This is a genomic window from Fructobacillus cardui (genome assembly GCF_963580785.1).
Lineage (GTDB): Bacteria > Bacillota > Bacilli > Lactobacillales > Lactobacillaceae > Fructobacillus > Fructobacillus cardui.
On the sequence record NZ_CAUZLS010000002.1, the window covers coordinates 34,808 to 52,452 of the forward strand.

Annotated in this window: 19 protein-coding genes; 15 read left to right on the forward strand and 4 right to left on the reverse strand. The window is 42.0% G+C overall.

The genetic code is table 11. The features are described from left to right. Nucleotides 1–34: 34 nt before the first annotated feature. The 3 genes from AABI20_RS02300 to queA all read left to right on the forward strand — a co-directional run bounded on the left by AABI20_RS02300 (nucleotide 35) and on the right by queA (nucleotide 2,964). Nucleotides 35–640 carry an XTP/dITP diphosphatase gene (locus tag AABI20_RS02300; RefSeq protein WP_288846442.1) on the forward strand — a complete coding sequence of 202 codons (606 nt, stop codon included), beginning with the start codon at nucleotides 35–37 and terminating at the stop codon, nucleotides 638–640. Between the two features lie 97 nt (nucleotides 641–737). After that, entirely contained in the window at nucleotides 738–1,796 is a 1,059-nt protein-coding gene (gene ruvB, locus AABI20_RS02305) for a Holliday junction branch migration DNA helicase RuvB (RefSeq protein WP_338346767.1), read from the forward strand. 106 nt (nucleotides 1,797–1,902) lie between these two features. Continuing rightward, the gene (queA, locus tag AABI20_RS02310) at nucleotides 1,903–2,964 is read left to right on the forward strand and encodes a tRNA preQ1(34) S-adenosylmethionine ribosyltransferase-isomerase QueA (RefSeq protein ID WP_288846441.1); all 1,062 of its coding nucleotides are present in this window, start codon (nucleotides 1,903–1,905) and stop codon (nucleotides 2,962–2,964) included. A 109-nt stretch (nucleotides 2,965–3,073) separates the two neighbouring features. On the opposite strand, the gene budA is transcribed toward queA, so the two are convergent. Further along, nucleotides 3,074–3,784 (reverse strand): acetolactate decarboxylase, encoded by a 711-nt coding sequence (gene budA / locus AABI20_RS02315; RefSeq protein WP_288846440.1) that lies wholly within the window; start codon nucleotides 3,782–3,784, stop codon nucleotides 3,074–3,076. Nucleotides 3,785–3,926: 142 nt separating this feature from the next. On the opposite strand from budA, the gene tsaE reads away from it, so the two are divergent. The 4 genes from tsaE to AABI20_RS07565 all read left to right on the forward strand — a co-directional run bounded on the left by tsaE (nucleotide 3,927) and on the right by AABI20_RS07565 (nucleotide 5,787). Beyond that, nucleotides 3,927–4,385, forward strand: coding sequence for a tRNA (adenosine(37)-N6)-threonylcarbamoyltransferase complex ATPase subunit type 1 TsaE (tsaE, locus tag AABI20_RS02320; RefSeq protein WP_248661327.1), 459 nt, complete (start codon nucleotides 3,927–3,929; stop codon nucleotides 4,383–4,385). Then, complete coding sequence (locus AABI20_RS02325; protein WP_047975704.1) at nucleotides 4,382–4,918, forward strand: GNAT family N-acetyltransferase; 537 nt, start codon at nucleotides 4,382–4,384, stop codon at nucleotides 4,916–4,918. The genes tsaE and AABI20_RS02325 overlap by 4 nt, the downstream gene beginning before the upstream one ends. Then, nucleotides 4,918–5,451 carry a 3'-5' exonuclease gene (locus tag AABI20_RS02330; RefSeq protein WP_338346681.1) on the forward strand — a complete coding sequence of 178 codons (534 nt, stop codon included), beginning with the start codon at nucleotides 4,918–4,920 and terminating at the stop codon, nucleotides 5,449–5,451. Before AABI20_RS02325 ends, AABI20_RS02330 begins: the two co-directional genes overlap by 1 nt. Before the next feature lie 231 nt (nucleotides 5,452–5,682). Beyond that, on the forward strand, nucleotides 5,683–5,787 hold the full coding sequence (locus AABI20_RS07565) for a putative holin-like toxin (protein WP_082131961.1): 105 nt from the start codon (nucleotides 5,683–5,685) through the stop codon (nucleotides 5,785–5,787). A gap of 323 nt (nucleotides 5,788–6,110) precedes the next feature. Here AABI20_RS07565 and AABI20_RS02335 read toward each other — a convergent pair whose 3' ends face one another. Continuing rightward, complete coding sequence (locus AABI20_RS02335) at nucleotides 6,111–7,025, reverse strand: helix-turn-helix domain-containing protein (RefSeq protein WP_288846437.1); 915 nt, start codon at nucleotides 7,023–7,025, stop codon at nucleotides 6,111–6,113. 82 nt (nucleotides 7,026–7,107) lie between these two features. Here AABI20_RS02335 and AABI20_RS02340 point away from each other — a divergent pair, with 82 nt between their 5' ends. The 4 genes from AABI20_RS02340 to AABI20_RS02355 all read left to right on the forward strand — a co-directional run bounded on the left by AABI20_RS02340 (nucleotide 7,108) and on the right by AABI20_RS02355 (nucleotide 10,331). Further along, complete coding sequence (locus AABI20_RS02340) at nucleotides 7,108–8,307, forward strand: MFS transporter (RefSeq protein ID WP_338346682.1); 1,200 nt, start codon at nucleotides 7,108–7,110, stop codon at nucleotides 8,305–8,307. A gap of 110 nt (nucleotides 8,308–8,417) precedes the next feature. Then, the gene (locus AABI20_RS02345) at nucleotides 8,418–8,618 is read left to right on the forward strand and encodes a hypothetical protein (protein ID WP_338345854.1); all 201 of its coding nucleotides are present in this window, start codon (nucleotides 8,418–8,420) and stop codon (nucleotides 8,616–8,618) included. 44 nt (nucleotides 8,619–8,662) lie between these two features. Further along, the gene (locus AABI20_RS02350; protein WP_338346683.1) at nucleotides 8,663–8,911 is read left to right on the forward strand and encodes a GNAT family N-acetyltransferase; all 249 of its coding nucleotides are present in this window, start codon (nucleotides 8,663–8,665) and stop codon (nucleotides 8,909–8,911) included. 670 nt (nucleotides 8,912–9,581) lie between these two features. After that, nucleotides 9,582–10,331, forward strand: coding sequence for a helix-turn-helix transcriptional regulator (locus tag AABI20_RS02355; RefSeq protein ID WP_338345852.1), 750 nt, complete (start codon nucleotides 9,582–9,584; stop codon nucleotides 10,329–10,331). A gap of 177 nt (nucleotides 10,332–10,508) precedes the next feature. Here AABI20_RS02355 and AABI20_RS02360 read toward each other — a convergent pair whose 3' ends face one another. After that, on the reverse strand, nucleotides 10,509–11,327 hold the full coding sequence (locus tag AABI20_RS02360; protein WP_047975540.1) for an exodeoxyribonuclease III: 819 nt from the start codon (nucleotides 11,325–11,327) through the stop codon (nucleotides 10,509–10,511). Nucleotides 11,328–11,387: 60 nt separating this feature from the next. Continuing rightward, nucleotides 11,388–12,221, reverse strand: coding sequence for an NAD(P)H-hydrate dehydratase (locus AABI20_RS02365; RefSeq protein WP_338346684.1), 834 nt, complete (start codon nucleotides 12,219–12,221; stop codon nucleotides 11,388–11,390). A gap of 114 nt (nucleotides 12,222–12,335) precedes the next feature. Between AABI20_RS02365 and pepV the strand changes: the two genes are divergently transcribed. The 4 genes from pepV (at nucleotide 12,336) to clpX (ending at nucleotide 17,644) form a co-directional block, all read left to right on the forward strand. Next, nucleotides 12,336–13,754, forward strand: coding sequence for a dipeptidase PepV (pepV, locus tag AABI20_RS02370; RefSeq protein WP_338346685.1), 1,419 nt, complete (start codon nucleotides 12,336–12,338; stop codon nucleotides 13,752–13,754). Nucleotides 13,755–13,962: 208 nt separating this feature from the next. Continuing rightward, nucleotides 13,963–14,661 carry a hypothetical protein gene (locus AABI20_RS02375; protein WP_288846430.1) on the forward strand — a complete coding sequence of 233 codons (699 nt, stop codon included), beginning with the start codon at nucleotides 13,963–13,965 and terminating at the stop codon, nucleotides 14,659–14,661. 309 nt (nucleotides 14,662–14,970) lie between these two features. Then, nucleotides 14,971–16,263, forward strand: a complete 1,293-nt coding sequence (gene tig / locus AABI20_RS02380) for a trigger factor (RefSeq protein ID WP_047975544.1) — start codon at nucleotides 14,971–14,973, stop codon at nucleotides 16,261–16,263. A 127-nt stretch (nucleotides 16,264–16,390) separates the two neighbouring features. Continuing rightward, nucleotides 16,391–17,644 (forward strand): ATP-dependent Clp protease ATP-binding subunit ClpX, encoded by a 1,254-nt coding sequence (clpX, locus tag AABI20_RS02385; protein WP_338345849.1) that lies wholly within the window; start codon nucleotides 16,391–16,393, stop codon nucleotides 17,642–17,644. The last annotated feature ends 1 nt before the right edge of the window (nucleotide 17,645 follow it).

Sequence of the window (17,645 nt, forward strand, 5' to 3'; positions counted from 1 at the left end):
AAGTAACTCTGATTTTGTAAAAGAAGGAGCAACGATGACGCGCTTAATTATCGCCACTGGCAACACCCATAAAGTTCAAGAAATAAAGGAGGCATTGGCCAAGCTCGATTTGGGCTGGGATATTTTGTCTTTAAAAGACTTGGATGAGATTCCTGAAATTATTGAAGATGGCACAACCTTTGCAGAAAACGTTCATAAAAAGACTGCTGCTCTAGCGGCCGTCTATCCAGACGACTATATCATGGCTGATGATTCCGGGTTAACGATTGCAGCCTTAAACGGCGAGCCAGGAGTTTATTCGGCTCGCTATGCAGGTGACCACGATGATGATGCCAATAATGCCAAGGTTTTGGCTAAGTTAGCTGGAAAATCAGGACAGGACCGGCAAGCGCAATTCACGACCGTTCTCGAACTGGTTGGTCCTGGTAAAGAACCTTTGGTTGTTAGTGGCCATGTTGACGGGCAAGTCACGGAGACAGAGATTGGTGACAACAAGTTTGGCTACGACCCAATCTTTTATTACGAACCACTGCAGAAGACCTTTGCTCAATTAACGGTGTCTGAGAAGAACCTGATTTCACATCGGGGCCGGGCTCTAGAAAAATTAGTCAAGGCGCTACCGGCTTGGCTAAATCAGTAAGGTCTTTGATTCGACAAGACGACCGGAATTGGTCGTCTTTTATTTTTGCCAAGCAAGCAGGGAAGGAGGCGAACAAATGCGCTATAATAGTAATGATATGACTGATGAAAACCCACAATTTAATACTTGGTTTGAAGGCCAAAATGAAACGGATGAATTGCTGCGTGATGCAGCTGAAAATGCGAGAGACCAGCAAGATGAGCTTTCCCTGCGACCTAAGTACCTGCGGGAATATATTGGTCAACAGCCATTAAAAGAGGAGCTGGCGGTTTATCTCCAAGCCGCCAAAATGCGTGAAGAAGCCCTTGACCACGTTCTGCTTTTCGGACCGCCAGGGTTAGGAAAGACAACGTTAGCAATGATTATTGCGAATGAACTAGGTGTGCATCTGAAGACAGCCTCTGGTCCGGCAATTGAAAAGGGTGGCGATTTAGTTGCCTTGCTCAATGGTCTGGAGCCAGGGGATGTGCTTTTTATTGATGAAATTCACCGCATGCCAACGGCGATTGAGGAAATGTTGTATTCCGCCATGGAAGATTATTTTATCGATATCATGGTCGGGCAGGGACCAACTGCCAGAGCCGTTCATTTTCCTTTACCACCCTTTACCCTAGTTGGTGCAACGACTCGCCCTGGGATGCTTTCCAAGCCTTTGCGTGACCGTTTTGGCATCATTAACTCGCTCGAGTACTATCAGCCAGAAGACTTACAGCAGATTGTGGTCCGGACGGCCGATATTTTCGAGGCGCCCATTACAAAGGACGGCGCCTATGCCGTGGCCTCCCGGTCACGAGGAACACCGCGAATTGCCAATCGGCTGTTGAAGCGGGTGCGCGACTTTGCCCAAGTTGCTGGAAAAGAAGCGATTGATACCGACTTGGTGGAAACGGCCTTAGATAAGTTGCGCGTTGATCAAAAGGGCCTGGATGATACCGATCATAAGCTGCTAAACGCTATGATTGATTTTTATCATGGTGGACCGGTTGGTCTTGCGACCATTGCTGCTAATATCGGGGAAGAAGCCGACACGTTGGAGTCGATGGTGGAACCTTACCTGCTGCAATTAGGCTTTATCCGTCGAACCCCAAGAGGTCGGGTGGTGACGGAAGCGGCCTACCAACATTTGGGCCGGCCGGTGCCTGAACCAAAGGACTGATTTGTTCGTTTTTGATGAATTAAGGTCCGGACTAGAGTATATTTGCTCGAAAGCATAAACACTAGCAGCCTGCTGGCTGATGAATAAAAGAATTTAAAAGAGATTTATGACAGAAGAAAAACATTATCAATTATCAGATTTTGACTATGACTTACCCCAAGAATTAATTGCGCAAACGCCATTAAAGGAACGCGATACATCTCGTCTCTTAGTGCTGAATGCCGAAACTGGGGCCTATGAGGACCGGCATTTTTATGACATTTTGGACTATTTGAACCCGGGTGATGCCTTAGTGATGAATAATTCGCGAGTTTTGCCAGCCCGGTTACACGGAATTCGTCCAGAGACTGGTGGCCATGCTGAAGTTCTATTATTGCGCCAAGACCATGGGGATGTTTGGGAAACGTTGGTAAAACCAGCTAAAAAATCACCAATTGGATCAACGATTCTTTTTGGTGATGATCCAGAAAAGCCCGTGATGACGGCGACGATTGTTGGTGAATTGGAACACGGCGGCCGCTATGTTGAATTTTCTTATGACGGCATCTTTATGGAACGCTTGAACGAGCTGGGTGAAATGCCTTTGCCACCATACATTAAGGAAAAGTTGGCAGACCAAGAGCGGTATCAAACGGTTTACTCCAAGGTGGATGGTTCAGCTGCTGCACCAACTGCCGGCCTGCATTGGACACCAGAATTGCTGCAAAAGGTTGCCGATAAGGGCGTTGAACTGGTGGAATTAACATTGCATGTTGGTTTGGGAACCTTCCGACCAGTGGAAGAAGAAAATATTGAAGACCACCAGATGCATTCTGAGTTTTATCAATTGAGTGCAGAAGCAGCGGCCACATTGAATAAGGTCCGTAAGCAGGGTGGTCGAATCGTTGCTACTGGGACGACGTCTATTCGAACGTTGGAAACAATTGGTTCGAAATTTGATGGGCAACTTCAGGCCGATTCTGGTTGGACGGAAATTTTTATTAAGCCTGGTTACCAGTGGCGAGTTGTTGATGCCTTTATCACTAATTTCCATTTGCCAAAGTCAACTTTGGTGATGTTGGTTGCAGCCTTTACCGGCCGCGAGAACATTTTGAATGCCTATCACCATGCGGTTGAAGCCAAGTACCGGTTCTTCTCCTTTGGGGATGCGATGTTTATTCATAAGTAAAATAAAAAACAGTTGCTGTTGATGTGAACCCCGAAATTTGTTTGTCCAAATTTTGAGGCCTACCACCACGGCAACTGTTTTTTGTTGATTTAAATGTATTTTATGGAACTTATTCAGCCGCTTCAATGGCTTTGTGAACCATCGACAAGTCAGTCAAATCAGCTGCCTTAAAATCAGGGTTTTCAGTAGGCAAGACTTGTTCGATGGTATCGAACTTTTGCACCTTCACCGTGGCTGACAAAACTTTTCCGGTCAAAACGTGGCCAGAAAGGTCATGGTCATCGGAAAGGAAGTGGGAATGGAAGCCTGCTACGGTGACGCCCTGGTAAATAGCTGGTGCGTAATAGGAAAGGAGACGACCCTTAACTTTTGAACCGTGAAAGACCTGTTGCTTTTCGGCGACTTCAGTTAGAGATGGGTATGGTTTTTGGCTACCTGCAGCTGAGCGAGTGGTTATGGTCTCAAATTCGCCTTCGACCAAGAAAGCTGCAAACTGATTTTGCGCCTGTAACTTGTCGATGGTGTCCTGTAAAACGACTTCCAAATCAGCATTTTCCGCTGTTCTAAAATCTTTGAAATCACCGTGATGAGCGGCAGCAAATGGGGAGCTGAAATTTTCGTCCGGTACTTCAGATTCGCCAGAGACCAAGGTATGGTAGGCTTTCCCATCTAAGATAATCAGTTCGCCATCTAGACCTTGACCTGTGCCGATTCCAAAATCGCCGTGTTGCAGGAGGTCGTGGATGGACATTGTCCCGTCTAAGAGGCTGTTAGCGAGTAGCTGCATCGTGCCAACTTGGAATAAAGTTGTTTTTGACATTCGTAAAAATCCTCTCAATTCTTTTGATTATTTTTATTGTACTCCTATCAACTGGGGGACTGACAAGAAATTTTTAAAATCAGGACAAAAAACCAACAAAGTGCCCAGTGTTCAGTCAAATGACAGTGTTATAATATGGAATATGAAAAGCTATCAGACGAACAATCCAAAAGAAACCCAGGCGTTGGCTGAGCAATTAGCCAAGCTCGTTTACCCCGGCCTGGTGGTGACCCTCCAAGGCGACTTGGGCGCTGGTAAGACGACCTTTACTCAGGGATTGGCGAAAGCCTTGGGAATTACGAGTCGGGTTAAAAGCCCGACTTTTAATATCCTGAACACTTATGAGGAAGGGCGAATTCCACTTTACCATTTCGACGCTTATCGTCTTGAAAATATGGGTGCAGCCGACCAAGGGTTCGAAGACTACCTGGGCACTGATGGCGTCACTTTGATTGAATGGCCCCAGTACATGGCGGATCTTTTGCCAAATGATCGCTTAGAAATGACCTTTACCCGCATGGCGGGCGCAGACTCTGATCGTGAAATTGTGGTTCGGGGCTTGGGCCAAGCCACTCAAATTGAGGAGGACTTACACGGATGATTGCAGCACAATTTGACCACTATGAGTACTCAATGCTTGGCTTGGACCTCCAGCAGGCCCAAGCTGCCCAAGATTTGCTGGTGCAATTGAAACAGGAATCGGATACTTTTGAATTAGCGGAAGTCCGTGATTCACTGGCAGCGTCTAATCAATCGTCAGTTGTAGAAGCTGATTTGAAAAACGATGACCTGCCCAACAAGACTTGGTTGATTTGGGCCAAGCCATTGGGCCATGAAGAAGACAGTGACGCGCTTGCTGTTGGCATTGCCTCGATTGCCGATGGCGAAGTCGGCTTGGCAATCTTGGCCGCCTTTCAGGGTCATGGACTGGGTCAATCAACGCTGGCAGCAATGGTTGTTTGGTCCGAAGAAGCCGGTTATGATCGTCTTTGGCTCGATGTTGATCTGGAAAATCAGGTTGCTCGTCATCTATACAAAAAGCTTGGTTTCACGGAAGTCGGTGAAGAACCGGAGCCAATTGAACTACGGTCCGGCCGCCAAGCAAACCTCATAAAAATGGAGTTACTGTTCTAATGAATTTTGTCGCTTTTGATTTTGAAACAGCCAATAACCAGCGCCATTCGGCTGTTTCAGTTGCTTTGGTTGTCGTGCGTGACAACCAGGTTGTGGATCAATTTTATTCCTTGATTAAGCCACCAACGCCGTTTTCAGCGCGAAATTCGCAAATTCATGGTATTTATCCAAAGGACGTTGTCAATGCGCCCACATTTGCAGAAATTTGGCCAACGATTGCGCCATTATTTACCGAGGAAAAACTCGTGGTGGCGCACAACGCCAACTTTGATGCCTCGGTTTTACGGGCTTGCTTAGACTATTATGGTCTGCCTGAAGCTCATTACCAACTGTTGGATACTGTGCAAACCTCGCGCCGGCTCTTGCCTGATTTACAAAACCATAAGCTCAACACAGTTTCTGCCGCTTTGAATATTCGTTTGGATCACCACCATAATGCGCTGGAAGATTCTTTAGCCTGTGCGGAGATTCTGATTTATCAAAGTGAACTCTTTGGAAATCAGGTCCTAAAAGAATATGTTCGTAATAAATAAGGTATGTTGATTGTGCTTTTCAAGAGGATATTAACGGCGTAATATTGTTCTTTAAATACATTTTTCAATGAATCGTTTAACTAGTCGGCACTGCTGTAAACCACATGGTTGAGGCGTTTATGCGATAATATCGGTATGCAAACAAGTGAAGATGGTGGCTATCCTGGAAAGGTGGTGGTGCCTATGGTTTTAAAATCATAACCCCCAGCATCCTAGGAAAGGAGAAGCCTGATGTCCGTAGTGGATGTCTTAACATTGTTGTGGGCGTTTGGAATGTTTGTTCTAACGCTCATCGGCATTGTTATTGATCTCATTAAATTAGGTCAAAAAAAATAACCATCACAACTTTGGCTAGCTGATGGTTATTTAACAAAGATAAAAGGCTAGCCACCGTTTAACAGGTTTGCTAGTGAAGCGGTGTTGCTTGAACAACACCGCTTTTCTTATGCCCTTATTATATCACTTATAGAAAAAAAAGACTAATGAACTATTAGTACATTCGGTGATATATAGAAAAAATAATATAAATTACGATATAGCAGTTTTTAAGTTATTCTGAAACAGCATTAAAGAATTAGGATACTAATAAGTAAGAGGCTATACAATAAAAAATTTTATCGTATTTCAATAGGTTGATTAGTTAATACGCTAATGTTAATTTAATCGAAACTATTTAAATGGATTAGGTCGATGTCTTTGAAGTTAAAAGCATCCTCTAATTCATCTTTACTTAAAAATTTTGATAAATAATTTTTTTCATTTAGCGCAAAATGCGAGTCGTCATGTATTAAAAAAGTAATGATATTAGACTTTTTAATAAGCATTAATCCGCTTTCCTTACTGCCACCAACGTATAAAGTCAGTCCCTTTAAATTCAGCAACCGTGCACTATGGTAATAGTCCCTTTTCTGATTTTGAAAGTAAGAGGCAAGATTATCCAAGAGTTGTTGGGCAACAACCGCGTTTTGCTGTTCAAGCATATGTAAAATCATATTATTGTAAATATAAAAGAGCATTGAGAAACTGTCATATCTGAAAAGGTCATATAATATGGCCTTTTTTTGCAGTTCTAAAAATAGATTTAACATGAATTTTTCTTCGAGAAAAGGGATTGCATGCCCAAAGAGGTAAAGTTCAAAGAATGTCCAGTTGGCGATGCTTTGAAAATAATTTTGTAGAGTATTAATTTCATCTTCAGTAATGGTGCCTTTACCGAGTGTGGTCAACATCATTTTGATTTGGATTACTTGTAGTTTGGAAAATTTATCAGATTTATTTTGCCATCGTCGCAGATGGTCATTTAAAGAATCAATATCGGATGATTGGTAGGCTCTTTGTAGGGAGGGTAAAAAATCATTTAGATAGTTATTTGATTGTTGATAAGCGAATTCAAATTCTGAAAGTTGAACATTAATTCTATCCAACAATTCTAGTAAGTGCATGAAGGAAATATCGGTCAATCCTCTTTCAAATTTAGACAAAAAAGTATATGAAACAATGCCACTGCTTGCTTCTTTTAAAGTGATATTTTTTCCTTTTCGAAATGTCTTAAAAACTTCACCGATTTCAGCCATAATTTTACCTATATGCACATTTTGTCTCTTTCTGATATGCGTATTCTATCATTAGGGCATACATTTAGAAAGAGGTTGATGAATGCTTAGTTTTCAGAAAAAAAGTTTTCACCTGTTGTGGTTAAGCTTTTTAGTATCTACTTTGGGTGATTGGATGTATCGTCTTGCCTTACCAATCATTGTTTTGTCAAAAACTGGTTCTGCTTACCATGCTGCGACGGCTTTTGGCATATCTTTTATACCTTGGGTCGTATTCTCATTGATAGGGGGTACATTGGCTGATAATTTTTCCAAACGAAAGATATTAGTTGTGGGCAATATTTTTGCCTCAATATTTAGCGGTTTTTTGTTATTTATTTTGAGTGTAAAGAACATTAATTTTACGTTGTTATACCTAGCCGTATTTTTGCTAGCTTCTGTTGATTCGTTAATTCACCCAAGCTTTCAAAGTATTATTCCAGAAAGTATAAAACGAGACGATTATGTAAAAGCGAATGCATTGATTCAAACAATTGATAATACATTAACCATTTTAGGTCCATTAGCAGGTGGCAGTGTTGTTATGCTAATAGGGGGTATCAATGCGCTTTGGTTTGATATTTTTTCTTTTATCCTTTCGGCTTGCATTTTATATGCTTTACCAAAGACTGACAAAGGGCACACGAAAAAAATTACGCTTAACCTCCTTAAAAATGACATTTTAGAGGGAGCCAAATATAGCTTTCACCAAAAAGTGATTTTTAGTGGGTCTTTGATGTTCTTCATAACTAACTTTGCTCTCAATATGTTTGAAGCAAACTATATTTTTTATATGACGAAGGCATTAGGATACCCACTGATAGATGCAACGATAGCCTTATCGTTAGGTGGAGTTGGCGCATTAATAGCCGGACCAGTTAGTTCATTAATTGTTGAGCGATTTCGAGCCGGTGTGCTACTATCCATCAGCACGGTGTTAGCAGGATTAAGTACACTTTTATTATTGATTAATACTAATTACATTTATATTGGTGTCATTTTAGGATTGGTTAGTTTCTTTGGCACAATCAACGTCATCACTTATTTCACACTGCGACAACATACCGTTCCGAGTGAACAATTAGGTCGGGTTGTTTCTGTTACTAGAATGGTTTCTTATGCTTCCATTCCAGTTGGATCTTGGTTTGGTGGTTTACTGTTAAATCAAGGTATTTCGATGTCTTGGGTCATTTTAATAGCAGGAGTATTAAGGGCAAGTGCTGGGGTAGGAGCAGCGGTATCGCCGTTGGCTCATGAAAGATAATTTATTTTCTTTAAATAAACAGATAATATGTTTTTTTATAGTAGTTATAGATTAGTTTATTTACAGCGACTGTTTGATAAAATAAGCTAAACATGAATTAGGAGAGACTTATGCAGCTGAGAGAATTAACAATACGTGATGAAATTGCCTACAACAATTATAAAAATTCTTGGAAGGAAAAGATGGTGCCAACATCTTCATTTACTAATCAAACTTTTCCCGACTTTGTTCAAAAGCTAAAAGATGACAAGGTAAATAAGGATGGTAAGTTTGTTCCAGCAGAAACTCTTTTTTATTTTCTAATGATGTAATCGTTGGTAGTGTTCAAATTAGATACGATTTAACTGAAAATCTAATGATTGAAGGCGGTCATATTGGCTACGGAGTTAGTCCTGATTTTAGAGGATTAGGATATGGTAATAAGTTACTGGAATTAGGACTTGAAAAATTACGGGAAAAAGGTATTCGTCAAGCTGTATTGACTTGCAATAGTTTTAACGAAAATTCCAAGAAAATCATTTTAAAAAACCATGGTGTTTTAGATGTTAGATACATCGTTGAAGATAAAATGAAAGAACGTTATCTAATCAATATAACTAGTTGATATAACACGTCTTATAAAAAGTAAAAGCCCACAACCTGGTGAATATCAGGATTGTGGGCTTTTTGTGAAATTATCTTTGATGAGACTCTTTATGAGCGCGTTTATCTAAATAATAACCCATTAATAATGAAACAAAAAAATACACTACTATCGCTAAAATACTCTTGATCAATCCAAAATTAATTATTTTAAGCACAAAAAAAGTAAGCACATAGTACACAGTTGTACTCATCAAATAAAATAAAAAGTTTTTCTTCAAATATTGTTTCAAAATTCTCTCCAGTCTACACTTTTTGAATAAAAATTATCTTTGAAAATCATCATTAGATTTTTTTCCAAAGACCGCTGAAAGTAAAAAAACAGTTCGAAATGACTGCTGAAAATGGAATAACAGCACCTCAAAAACCTTCTGATACGAAATCAAAAAATAGCCAATAGAGTTCAGCAATTAGTATAAGTATCATGACAATTTTAGCGAATTTATGTTGAGTCAATACTTTTCTCCCTTATTTTTCTTTTTTAATTATATCAAAAAAGAAGTCACTATATTTGCTGAGGGATATAACAGAAGGACACTAATAGACATGGTGCAAGTATAACTTGCTTTACGAATGACAGTCTTTCTTGCTAGTCTTATAAGAGTAAATTCTCTAAATTAAAGGTGAAAGATATGAGTTTTGAGCAAGATATTAAAAGGCTTCGTCAAAGTAAAAAAATGACTCAGCAAGAATTAGCTGACATTCTACACGTCAGTCGCCAAACGGTGTCGACCTGGGAAAATGGGAAAAATTATCCTAGTTTGGAAATTTTGAGAAGCATTTGTGTTTTGTTTGATGTGTCTTTCGAACAAATTATGTTTGGAGAAGAAAACACAATGAAAAATAAGCAAGATATGGCGACGACAATTGATCGGGAGGTGAAATTAAAAACACGCTATAAAAAATTGACAATTACATTGGCAACGATTTTTATTTTCTTTTGCGCTTGGATTGGTGTACTAATTTTTGGCTACTCAAAAGGAATTGGTGCTATTGATCGTTGGAACCCCTTTTTGACGTATCAAGTTTCTTATACAAAAATGCCAGCTTTAACAAAGACAAATAGCCAACGTGAATGGACGGCTTGGTATTCTGATAATGAAATGGGAACCTCTTGGACCAAGTTAACCTTGTCAACTGGTGAAAATCCTGGTGTTGTGGAACCCTATGTGATGGCTTATCACAAGGGCAGTTATGTCAAAATAAGCCGAATTGTGCCTGCAAGCGAGGTTAGCACGCTTGTTCGAGGAGACCTTGAGGCTTTTGAAAAATATCAACAAGAAACATCTAAAAAAGGTGCGAGCGATGATTCTAATTTTCAAAAGGATTTGAAAAAGAAAGTGCATCTCACCGATACAATTCGAACAATAAATAACAATTAGCATTACAAAAGGGGGTCGTTATGCGAATAAACAGTAGCGGCCCCTTTTTTATTAAATTTTTCTAAGCGATACAGTTGTTTTTCATCAAAATGTGTCTTGTCCATTTTTAAAAGAATAACTTATTTTTTGATAAAAGCCCTCATCAGTGAATTATCTCACCGATGAGGGCTTTATTTGTTATAAGTCGATAGTCAGCTCAATTGGAGCATGGTCTTGTCTGGCACCAGTATCAACGACCTTGATATCTTGAACCTGATTGGCAATCCGGTTTGAAACCAAGTAATAGTCAATCCGCCAACCAGAGTTATTAATCTTAGAAGTTTTAACTCGCTGTGCCCACCATGTATAGATATCTGCTTGTCCAGGATTTTTGGCGCGCAGGGTATCGGTGTAACCGGCATCCAGCAACAAGGTAAACTTTTCGCGTTCCTCGTCGGTGAAGCCAGCGGAATGGTGGTTGGTGCTTGGATGCTTGAGGTCGATTTCTTCGTGGGCAACGTTAAAGTCACCGGAAAAGATGACGGGCTTTTTTTCATTCAAACCATCAATATAGGACCGGTAGGCATCATCCCACGCCTGACGGTCCTCAAGTCGATCTAATTTTGAACCAGCATTAGGTGTGTAGACTGTCGAAACAAAGAAGTCTTTGTATTCAAGGGTAACAATCCGTCCTTCTTGATCCATTTCACCAGGGGCACCAATCGTTGGGTAGTCAACGGCAACTGGCTCTTCTTTAGCAATCATCATGGTACCAGCGTAAGACTTTCTGGCTGTTGATGAGTTGGTGTAAAAGTGATAATTCGGGAAGAGTTCAGTCAAGGCGGCTAGGTGCTTTTTAGTTAAACCGGAGCCCTTGAGTTTCGTTTCCTGGATGGCGAGAACGTCTGGCTTTTGCGCAGCCAAATCAGATAAAACGCCCCAGGTCATCTTGCCACGATCTGAACTGTGTTCAACAGCGGCGTTAATGGAGTCGATATTCCACGAAATAAATTTCATTATGTCTCAGTATCCTTTGCTGATTTTAGTTGAGGGTAAACCAACTTTGGCAAATGCTGGTTAGAGTGTTGGAGTTTGGTCCGCCATTTCCTTCATGAAGGCCGGGAGGGCCTTGGCAATTTCGGTTGGTAAGGTGACGTAGGCTGTGTCCGCCAAACTCTCTGCAATGGCCGAATGACTGTAGACTGCTGCCAAAACGGCTCTATTTGTGTCTTGAAATTGAGCTATAAAGGCCGCAATGATACCGGCCAACGTATCACCCATGCCACCGGTTGCCTGGTAGGGGCCACCAACTGTCAATTGGTAAAGCTCATTTTCCAAGTATACCTGAGTCTGGTCAGACTTCAAAACCAAAATTGGTTCAGCATTCATGGCGACAAGGGCCTCCCAATTATTGTCTTCTTTTGATTGGTCAGCAATGGCGACTTGACCAAAACGTTGCCACTCCATTTGATGAGGCGTTAAGATAATTTGGCCCTGTGGTAGAGGTAAGTTTTCCTGTGCCATCATGGTCAAGGCTGATCCATCCAAAATGACTTTGTGTTTGTCAGTGAGTTCATTTAGGACTTGCTTTAAAATGGTTAATTCATTTCCTAAACCAGAACCAATGAGGACGACGTCCACGCCGGCAATTAAATCCGATAGGTCTTGATGATAGTCAACGACCATGGCCTCTGGTAAGCGGGCGTGAAGGGCAACTTTATTAACAGGGTCGGTGGCCACCGTGACCAAACCAGCACCGCCGTAAATGGCGGCTTGGGCATTCATGATGGCTGCTCCGCCCAGGTCTTGGTTACCCGCGACGATTAAAGTTTTGCCGAAAGTGCCCTTATGTGATTGGCGGGGTCGAACTTGAATCACTTCTTGCACGATTTTCTCAGTTAATTTAATCATTTTTCACCTCTCTGTTAAGCATTTTACGCCTAAGATGTGTATAATGAAAATAACTTAATGAGAAAATAATGAAAAAGGTGAGAGCGACTTTGGTCACTTCCCACAAGGAGGTCTTTGATGATTGATTGGCAGGAAAAAGCTAAGGAAGAAGAACGGGCTTACTTGGCTGATTTGAAGGAGTTTTTGAAAATCGCTTCTGTTCGTGACGATAGCAAGAAGACGGCGGATGCACCGTTGGGACCTGGTCCTAAGGATGCATTGGTTCATATTTTGGCCTTGGCCGACCGAGATGGTTTTACAACTAAGAACATTGATAACTTGGTTGGTTACATCGAAATTGGCCCCAAGGATGCTGATGAATATGTCGCCTTGCTTTCTCACGTGGACGTTATGCCTGCTGGTGAAGGTTGGGAAACGGATCCTTTTGATCCCGTCATTGAAGACGGTAAGGTGATTGCCCGTGGGGCATCTGATGATAAGGGACCCGGTTTGGCTGCCTATTACGGCTTTAAGATGATTCGTGATTTGGACTTGCCGTTGAAGCGTCGTGTCCGCTTGATTTTCGGTACTGATGAAGAAAACGATTGGACTGGCATGACGCGCTACTTCGAAGTTGAACCAGCACCAGCCTTTGGTTTCTCCCCTGATGCCGAATATCCAATTATTAATGGTGAAAAGGGAAACTTGCAGGTGAACATCACTTCACCAGCAACTAACGGGGATGATGCCCAGTTGCTTTCATTTGAATCAGGAATTCGGACGAACATGGTGCCGGGTGTTGCCCGTGCTGCCGTATCAGGTCTTGCCGCTGATCAGGTGGAAACTGATTTTGCATCCTTCTTGACTGATAACCCTCAGGTGTCTGGAACGGTGACAACAGATGGAGACCAATTGTCCTTTGAAGTCTTTGGTAAGCAGGTCCACGGTTCTTTGCCTGAAACGGGTGAAAACGCCGGAACTTACTTGGCAAAGTTCTTGAAGCAATATGACTTTGGTGGCACAGCTGCTCACTTTCTTGCCTACTTGGGTGACTTGTCACACGATGATCCAACTGGTCGAAAATTAGGTGTCAACCATGTTGATGACGTGATGGGTGCCTTGTCAATGAACGTTGGAATCCAAAAGTTTGATTTGGAAAAGGGCGTTTACATCAACTTTAATTTCCGCTATCCAAAGGGAATCGAACCAGCATTCATCGAGGAAAAGTTAGCAAAGGCAATGCCAGTCTGGGATTACTCAGCCAAGATTGGTGGCCATGCTCAAGTGCCACACTATGTTTCACCTGAGGATCCAGTTGTTAAGACTTTGTTGAACATTTACCACAACCAAACTGGTCTAGAAGCACATGACCAAGTGATTGGTGGTGGGACTTACGGCCGCTTGATGGACCGCGGGGTTGCCTTTGGGGCTTTGTTCCCTGATTCACCAGATACGATGCACCAGGTTGGCGAATTTGCCTTGGTTGATGACCTTGTTCGTTCAATGGGAATCTACGGTCAAGCCATTGTGGACTTAGCTAATTTGCCCGAATAAAAATCAGTAAAGCGATGCACACTCTGAAAGTTAAAACATCTTTTAGGGAGTCACTCATCAAAGTCAGACTTTTGTCTGGCTTTTTATTTTGGCCAATAATAATTGTCTTTAAAATGTAACCGCTTTGCATGTAAAAAATAAAAGAGTCGTTTTTTGATTCTCATATAATGAATCTAATTCGAGTTAGAGAGTTAGGGGAGTTAGAGAGATGAGAGTAGAAGACTTTTTTCATGAATATAACCATCGTCATGAAAACGATGACTTGGTTGGTGAAATTGAAGAAATTCAAGATTACTGGCAAAAAATGCGTCAATCACGCCGGAGTCTTGTGGGCTTTGCACCAAAGGAGCTATTACGAACTGACGGGCAAATAATGGAATCAGACCAGGTTTATGAACAATTGATTGAGAAAAAGGCGGAACTAATTTTTCATGGTGGATCCTATCCTCTAATGGAAACTGACCTGCGTGAAGCTGGTTTTAATCATAAAATTGAGACGATCGACAAGATGGAGGTTATAACTGGTGACTACATGTGGGGACAGCAGAATGATACCTTTACCGTAGTTGGGGATGACCTCATCGCTTCTAGTTATTTTGTCAAAATGGGGACGGAAGAAACGGATGATTTAAACTTTAAAAGTGAGCGATTGATGGCTAAGACTGATTTCTTCCGGGCTTTGAAAGACCTTCGAGTTGGTAGTTGGGAGAGAAAGTATGTGGATGAAAGCGTCATGGATGCGACTCAGTGGAGTGTGCGTATTTATTTCAATCACGGATTAGAAGTCTTGACTATCGAGGGTAGCAACGATTATCCAGACAACATGGAAGAATTCAATCGTGTCTTTGATTTGAACGTGTTTGACGATGCGGATGTAAACGATGAAGGTGAATTTGTCGAATTATGATGGCCAGAAGATCAATGTCTAGTCAAAAAAAGTGTAAAGAATGGGAAAGTACCGCTACGCTAACGATAGCGGTTTTTATGTGAAAAAATTTAGAAGAATCCGCCAAAGGGTAGGTGCTTGCTAGTTCAATGGGGATGAAAAAATATGGATGGATAGTCTTTTTGGTCTAGTTTTTGAGCAAAAGTTGGTTGAAGGGCAATCAATCATTGCTATTACTTGCTAATCGCCATGAGCATATTGGTCGCTGGCCTTGATAAAATCAGTCATTTGGTCTAAAATTATATAGAACTTATTTTTGGAGGATTTAACATGTCTAAATGGACAGCTGCTGCGGATGCAAACCGCGGTACACTAGAATTTTCAATTGCTCAAGCTGATGTACAAAAGGCCTTGAAGCCAGCATTTGACAAGAACAAGAACCAAATTGCCGTACCCGGTTTCCGTAAGGGTAAGGTACCAATGTCATTGTTCATGCAAAAGTTTGGTGAAGAAGCATTGTACCAAGACGTCATGGATATCGTTTTGCCAGCCGCTTATGATGCAGCTGTTGCTGAACAAGGCATCACAGTTGTTGGTCGCCCCGACATCATTCCAGTTTCAATGGACAAGGGTGCTGACTGGCAAATGAAGGCCGAAGTAGCCGTTGCCCCTGAAATCAAGTTGGGTGATTACACTGGTTTGTCTGTTGAAAAGCAAGACACCACTGTATCAGACGAAGAAGTTGATGCCGAAATCAAGCGCCAACAAGAAAACCAAGCCGAATTGATTTTGCAAGAAGATGGCACAAAGGCTGAAAATGGCGACACTGTTGTCATTGACTTTGACGGTTCTGTTGATGGCGACCACTTCGATGGTGGACAAGCTAAGGATTATTCTTTGGAATTGGGCTCAGGCTCATTTATCCCAGGATTTGAAGACCAATTGGTTGGTCATGTAGCCGGCGACGATGTTGACGTTAAGGTTACTTTCCCTGAAGAATATCAAGCTAAGGACTTGGCTGGTAAGGAAGCTTTGTTTGAAGTAAAGCTTCACGAAATCAAGCGTAAGTCATTGCCTGATTTAGATGATGAATTCGCCAAGGACGTTGATGAAGACGTTGAAACTTTGGCTGAATTGAAGGAAAAGACAAAGAAGAACTTGCAAGAAGCACGCGACGAAGCAGCTAAGGATGCTTTCGAAGATGCTGCTGTGCAAGCCGCAGTTGACAATGCTGAAGTTGTTGGTGGCAACTTGCCAGAAGAGATGATCCACGAAGACGTTGATCGTCAAATGCAACAATACTTGGCTCAATTGCAACAACAAGGCATTTCACCAGAAATGTTCTTCCAGATTTCTGGTCAAACTCAGGAATCATTCCACAAGCAATTTGAAGAAGGCGCTGACAACCGCGTTAAGACAAACTTGGTTTTGGAAGCGATTGTTAAGGCCGAAAAGATTGATCCAAGCGCTGATGAAGTTGCTGCCGAAGTTAAGTCATTGGCTGATCAATACAATATTTCAGAAGAACAAGTTAAGCAATCATTGTCAGATGATTTGTTGAAGCACGACATTGCTATGAAGGCAGTCGTTGACAAGATTGTTTCATCTGCCAAGGTGAAGTAAGCCATTAAAAAGAGCCCGGTTGGGCTTTTTTTCTTACATAGCCTACTGATTTAGGCAGCTGTTCTTTTTGAACAAGCCGGCAGGCGAGTGCTCATGCCGGAGAAAGACGATATAGAGGGGGAATATTATGGTCCAAACACCGAATGAAACCACTCCAGTCCACTGCTCTTTTTGTGGTAAGGATGCTGACGAAGTCAAAAAGCTAGTCGCTGGTCCTGATGGATTATATATTTGTAACGAGTGTATCGCATTGGCTGATCAAATCATCCAAGAAGAGATGCGAGTTGACCAGCAGTCTGAGCAGTTGACTTTGCCAACGCCAAAGGAAATCGTTGAAAATCTGAACGATTACGTGATTGGCCAAGGAGATGCTAAGAAGACCTTGGCTGTGGCAGTCTATAACCACTACAAGCGTGTTAACGAAAATGCTTTGAAGACGACGGATGTTGAATTACAAAAGTCAAACATCGCTTTGCTAGGACCAACTGGGTCAGGAAAGACTTACTTGGCTCAGTCATTGGCAAAGATTTTGCAAGTTCCGTTCGCCATTGCGGATGCAACAACGTTGACAGAAGCTGGCTATGTCGGTGAAGACGTTGAAAACATCTTGCTCAAGCTTTTGCAGGCTGCTGATTTTGATGTGGAATCTGCTCAACGTGGTATTATCTATGTCGATGAAATTGACAAGATTGCTAAAAAATCAGAAAACGTTTCGATTACCCGTGATGTTTCGGGTGAAGGAGTCCAACAGGCTTTGCTGAAGATGTTGGAAGGGACGATTGCTTCCGTGCCGCCACAAGGTGGTCGTAAGCACCCACAACAGGAATTAATCCAAGTTGATACCACCAATATCCTCTTTATCGTTGGTGGTGCCTTTGCTGGCCTTGATACGTTGATTAAGGAACGTTTGGGAAGTCGAGTAATCGGTTTTGGTTCAAGCACATCAGACCAGGCCAAGGCCTTGGAAAAGCCAAATGTTTTGAAGAATGTTGAACCGGAAGATTTGACGAAGTTTGGTTTGATTCCAGAATTTATTGGGCGTTTGCCAATTATCACGGTTTTGGATGAGTTAACGGTGGAGGATTTGACCCACATTTTGACGCAACCAAAGAATGCCTTGGTTAAGCAGTACCAAGCATTGCTCGGCTTGGATGGCGTTGCGTTGGAATTCCAGCCTGCTGCCTTGTCTGCTATGGCTGATTTGGCCATCGAACGAGGCACTGGTGCCCGTGGTTTGCGCTCAATCATTGAAAACGTCATGAAGGATACGATGTTTGATATCCCAAGTCGTGATGATGTTGAAAAGGTTGTAATCACTAAGGCGTCTGTAACGTCTGGTAAGGAACCCGAGCTGGTTTTGAAGAAAGATGAAAAGGACTAAG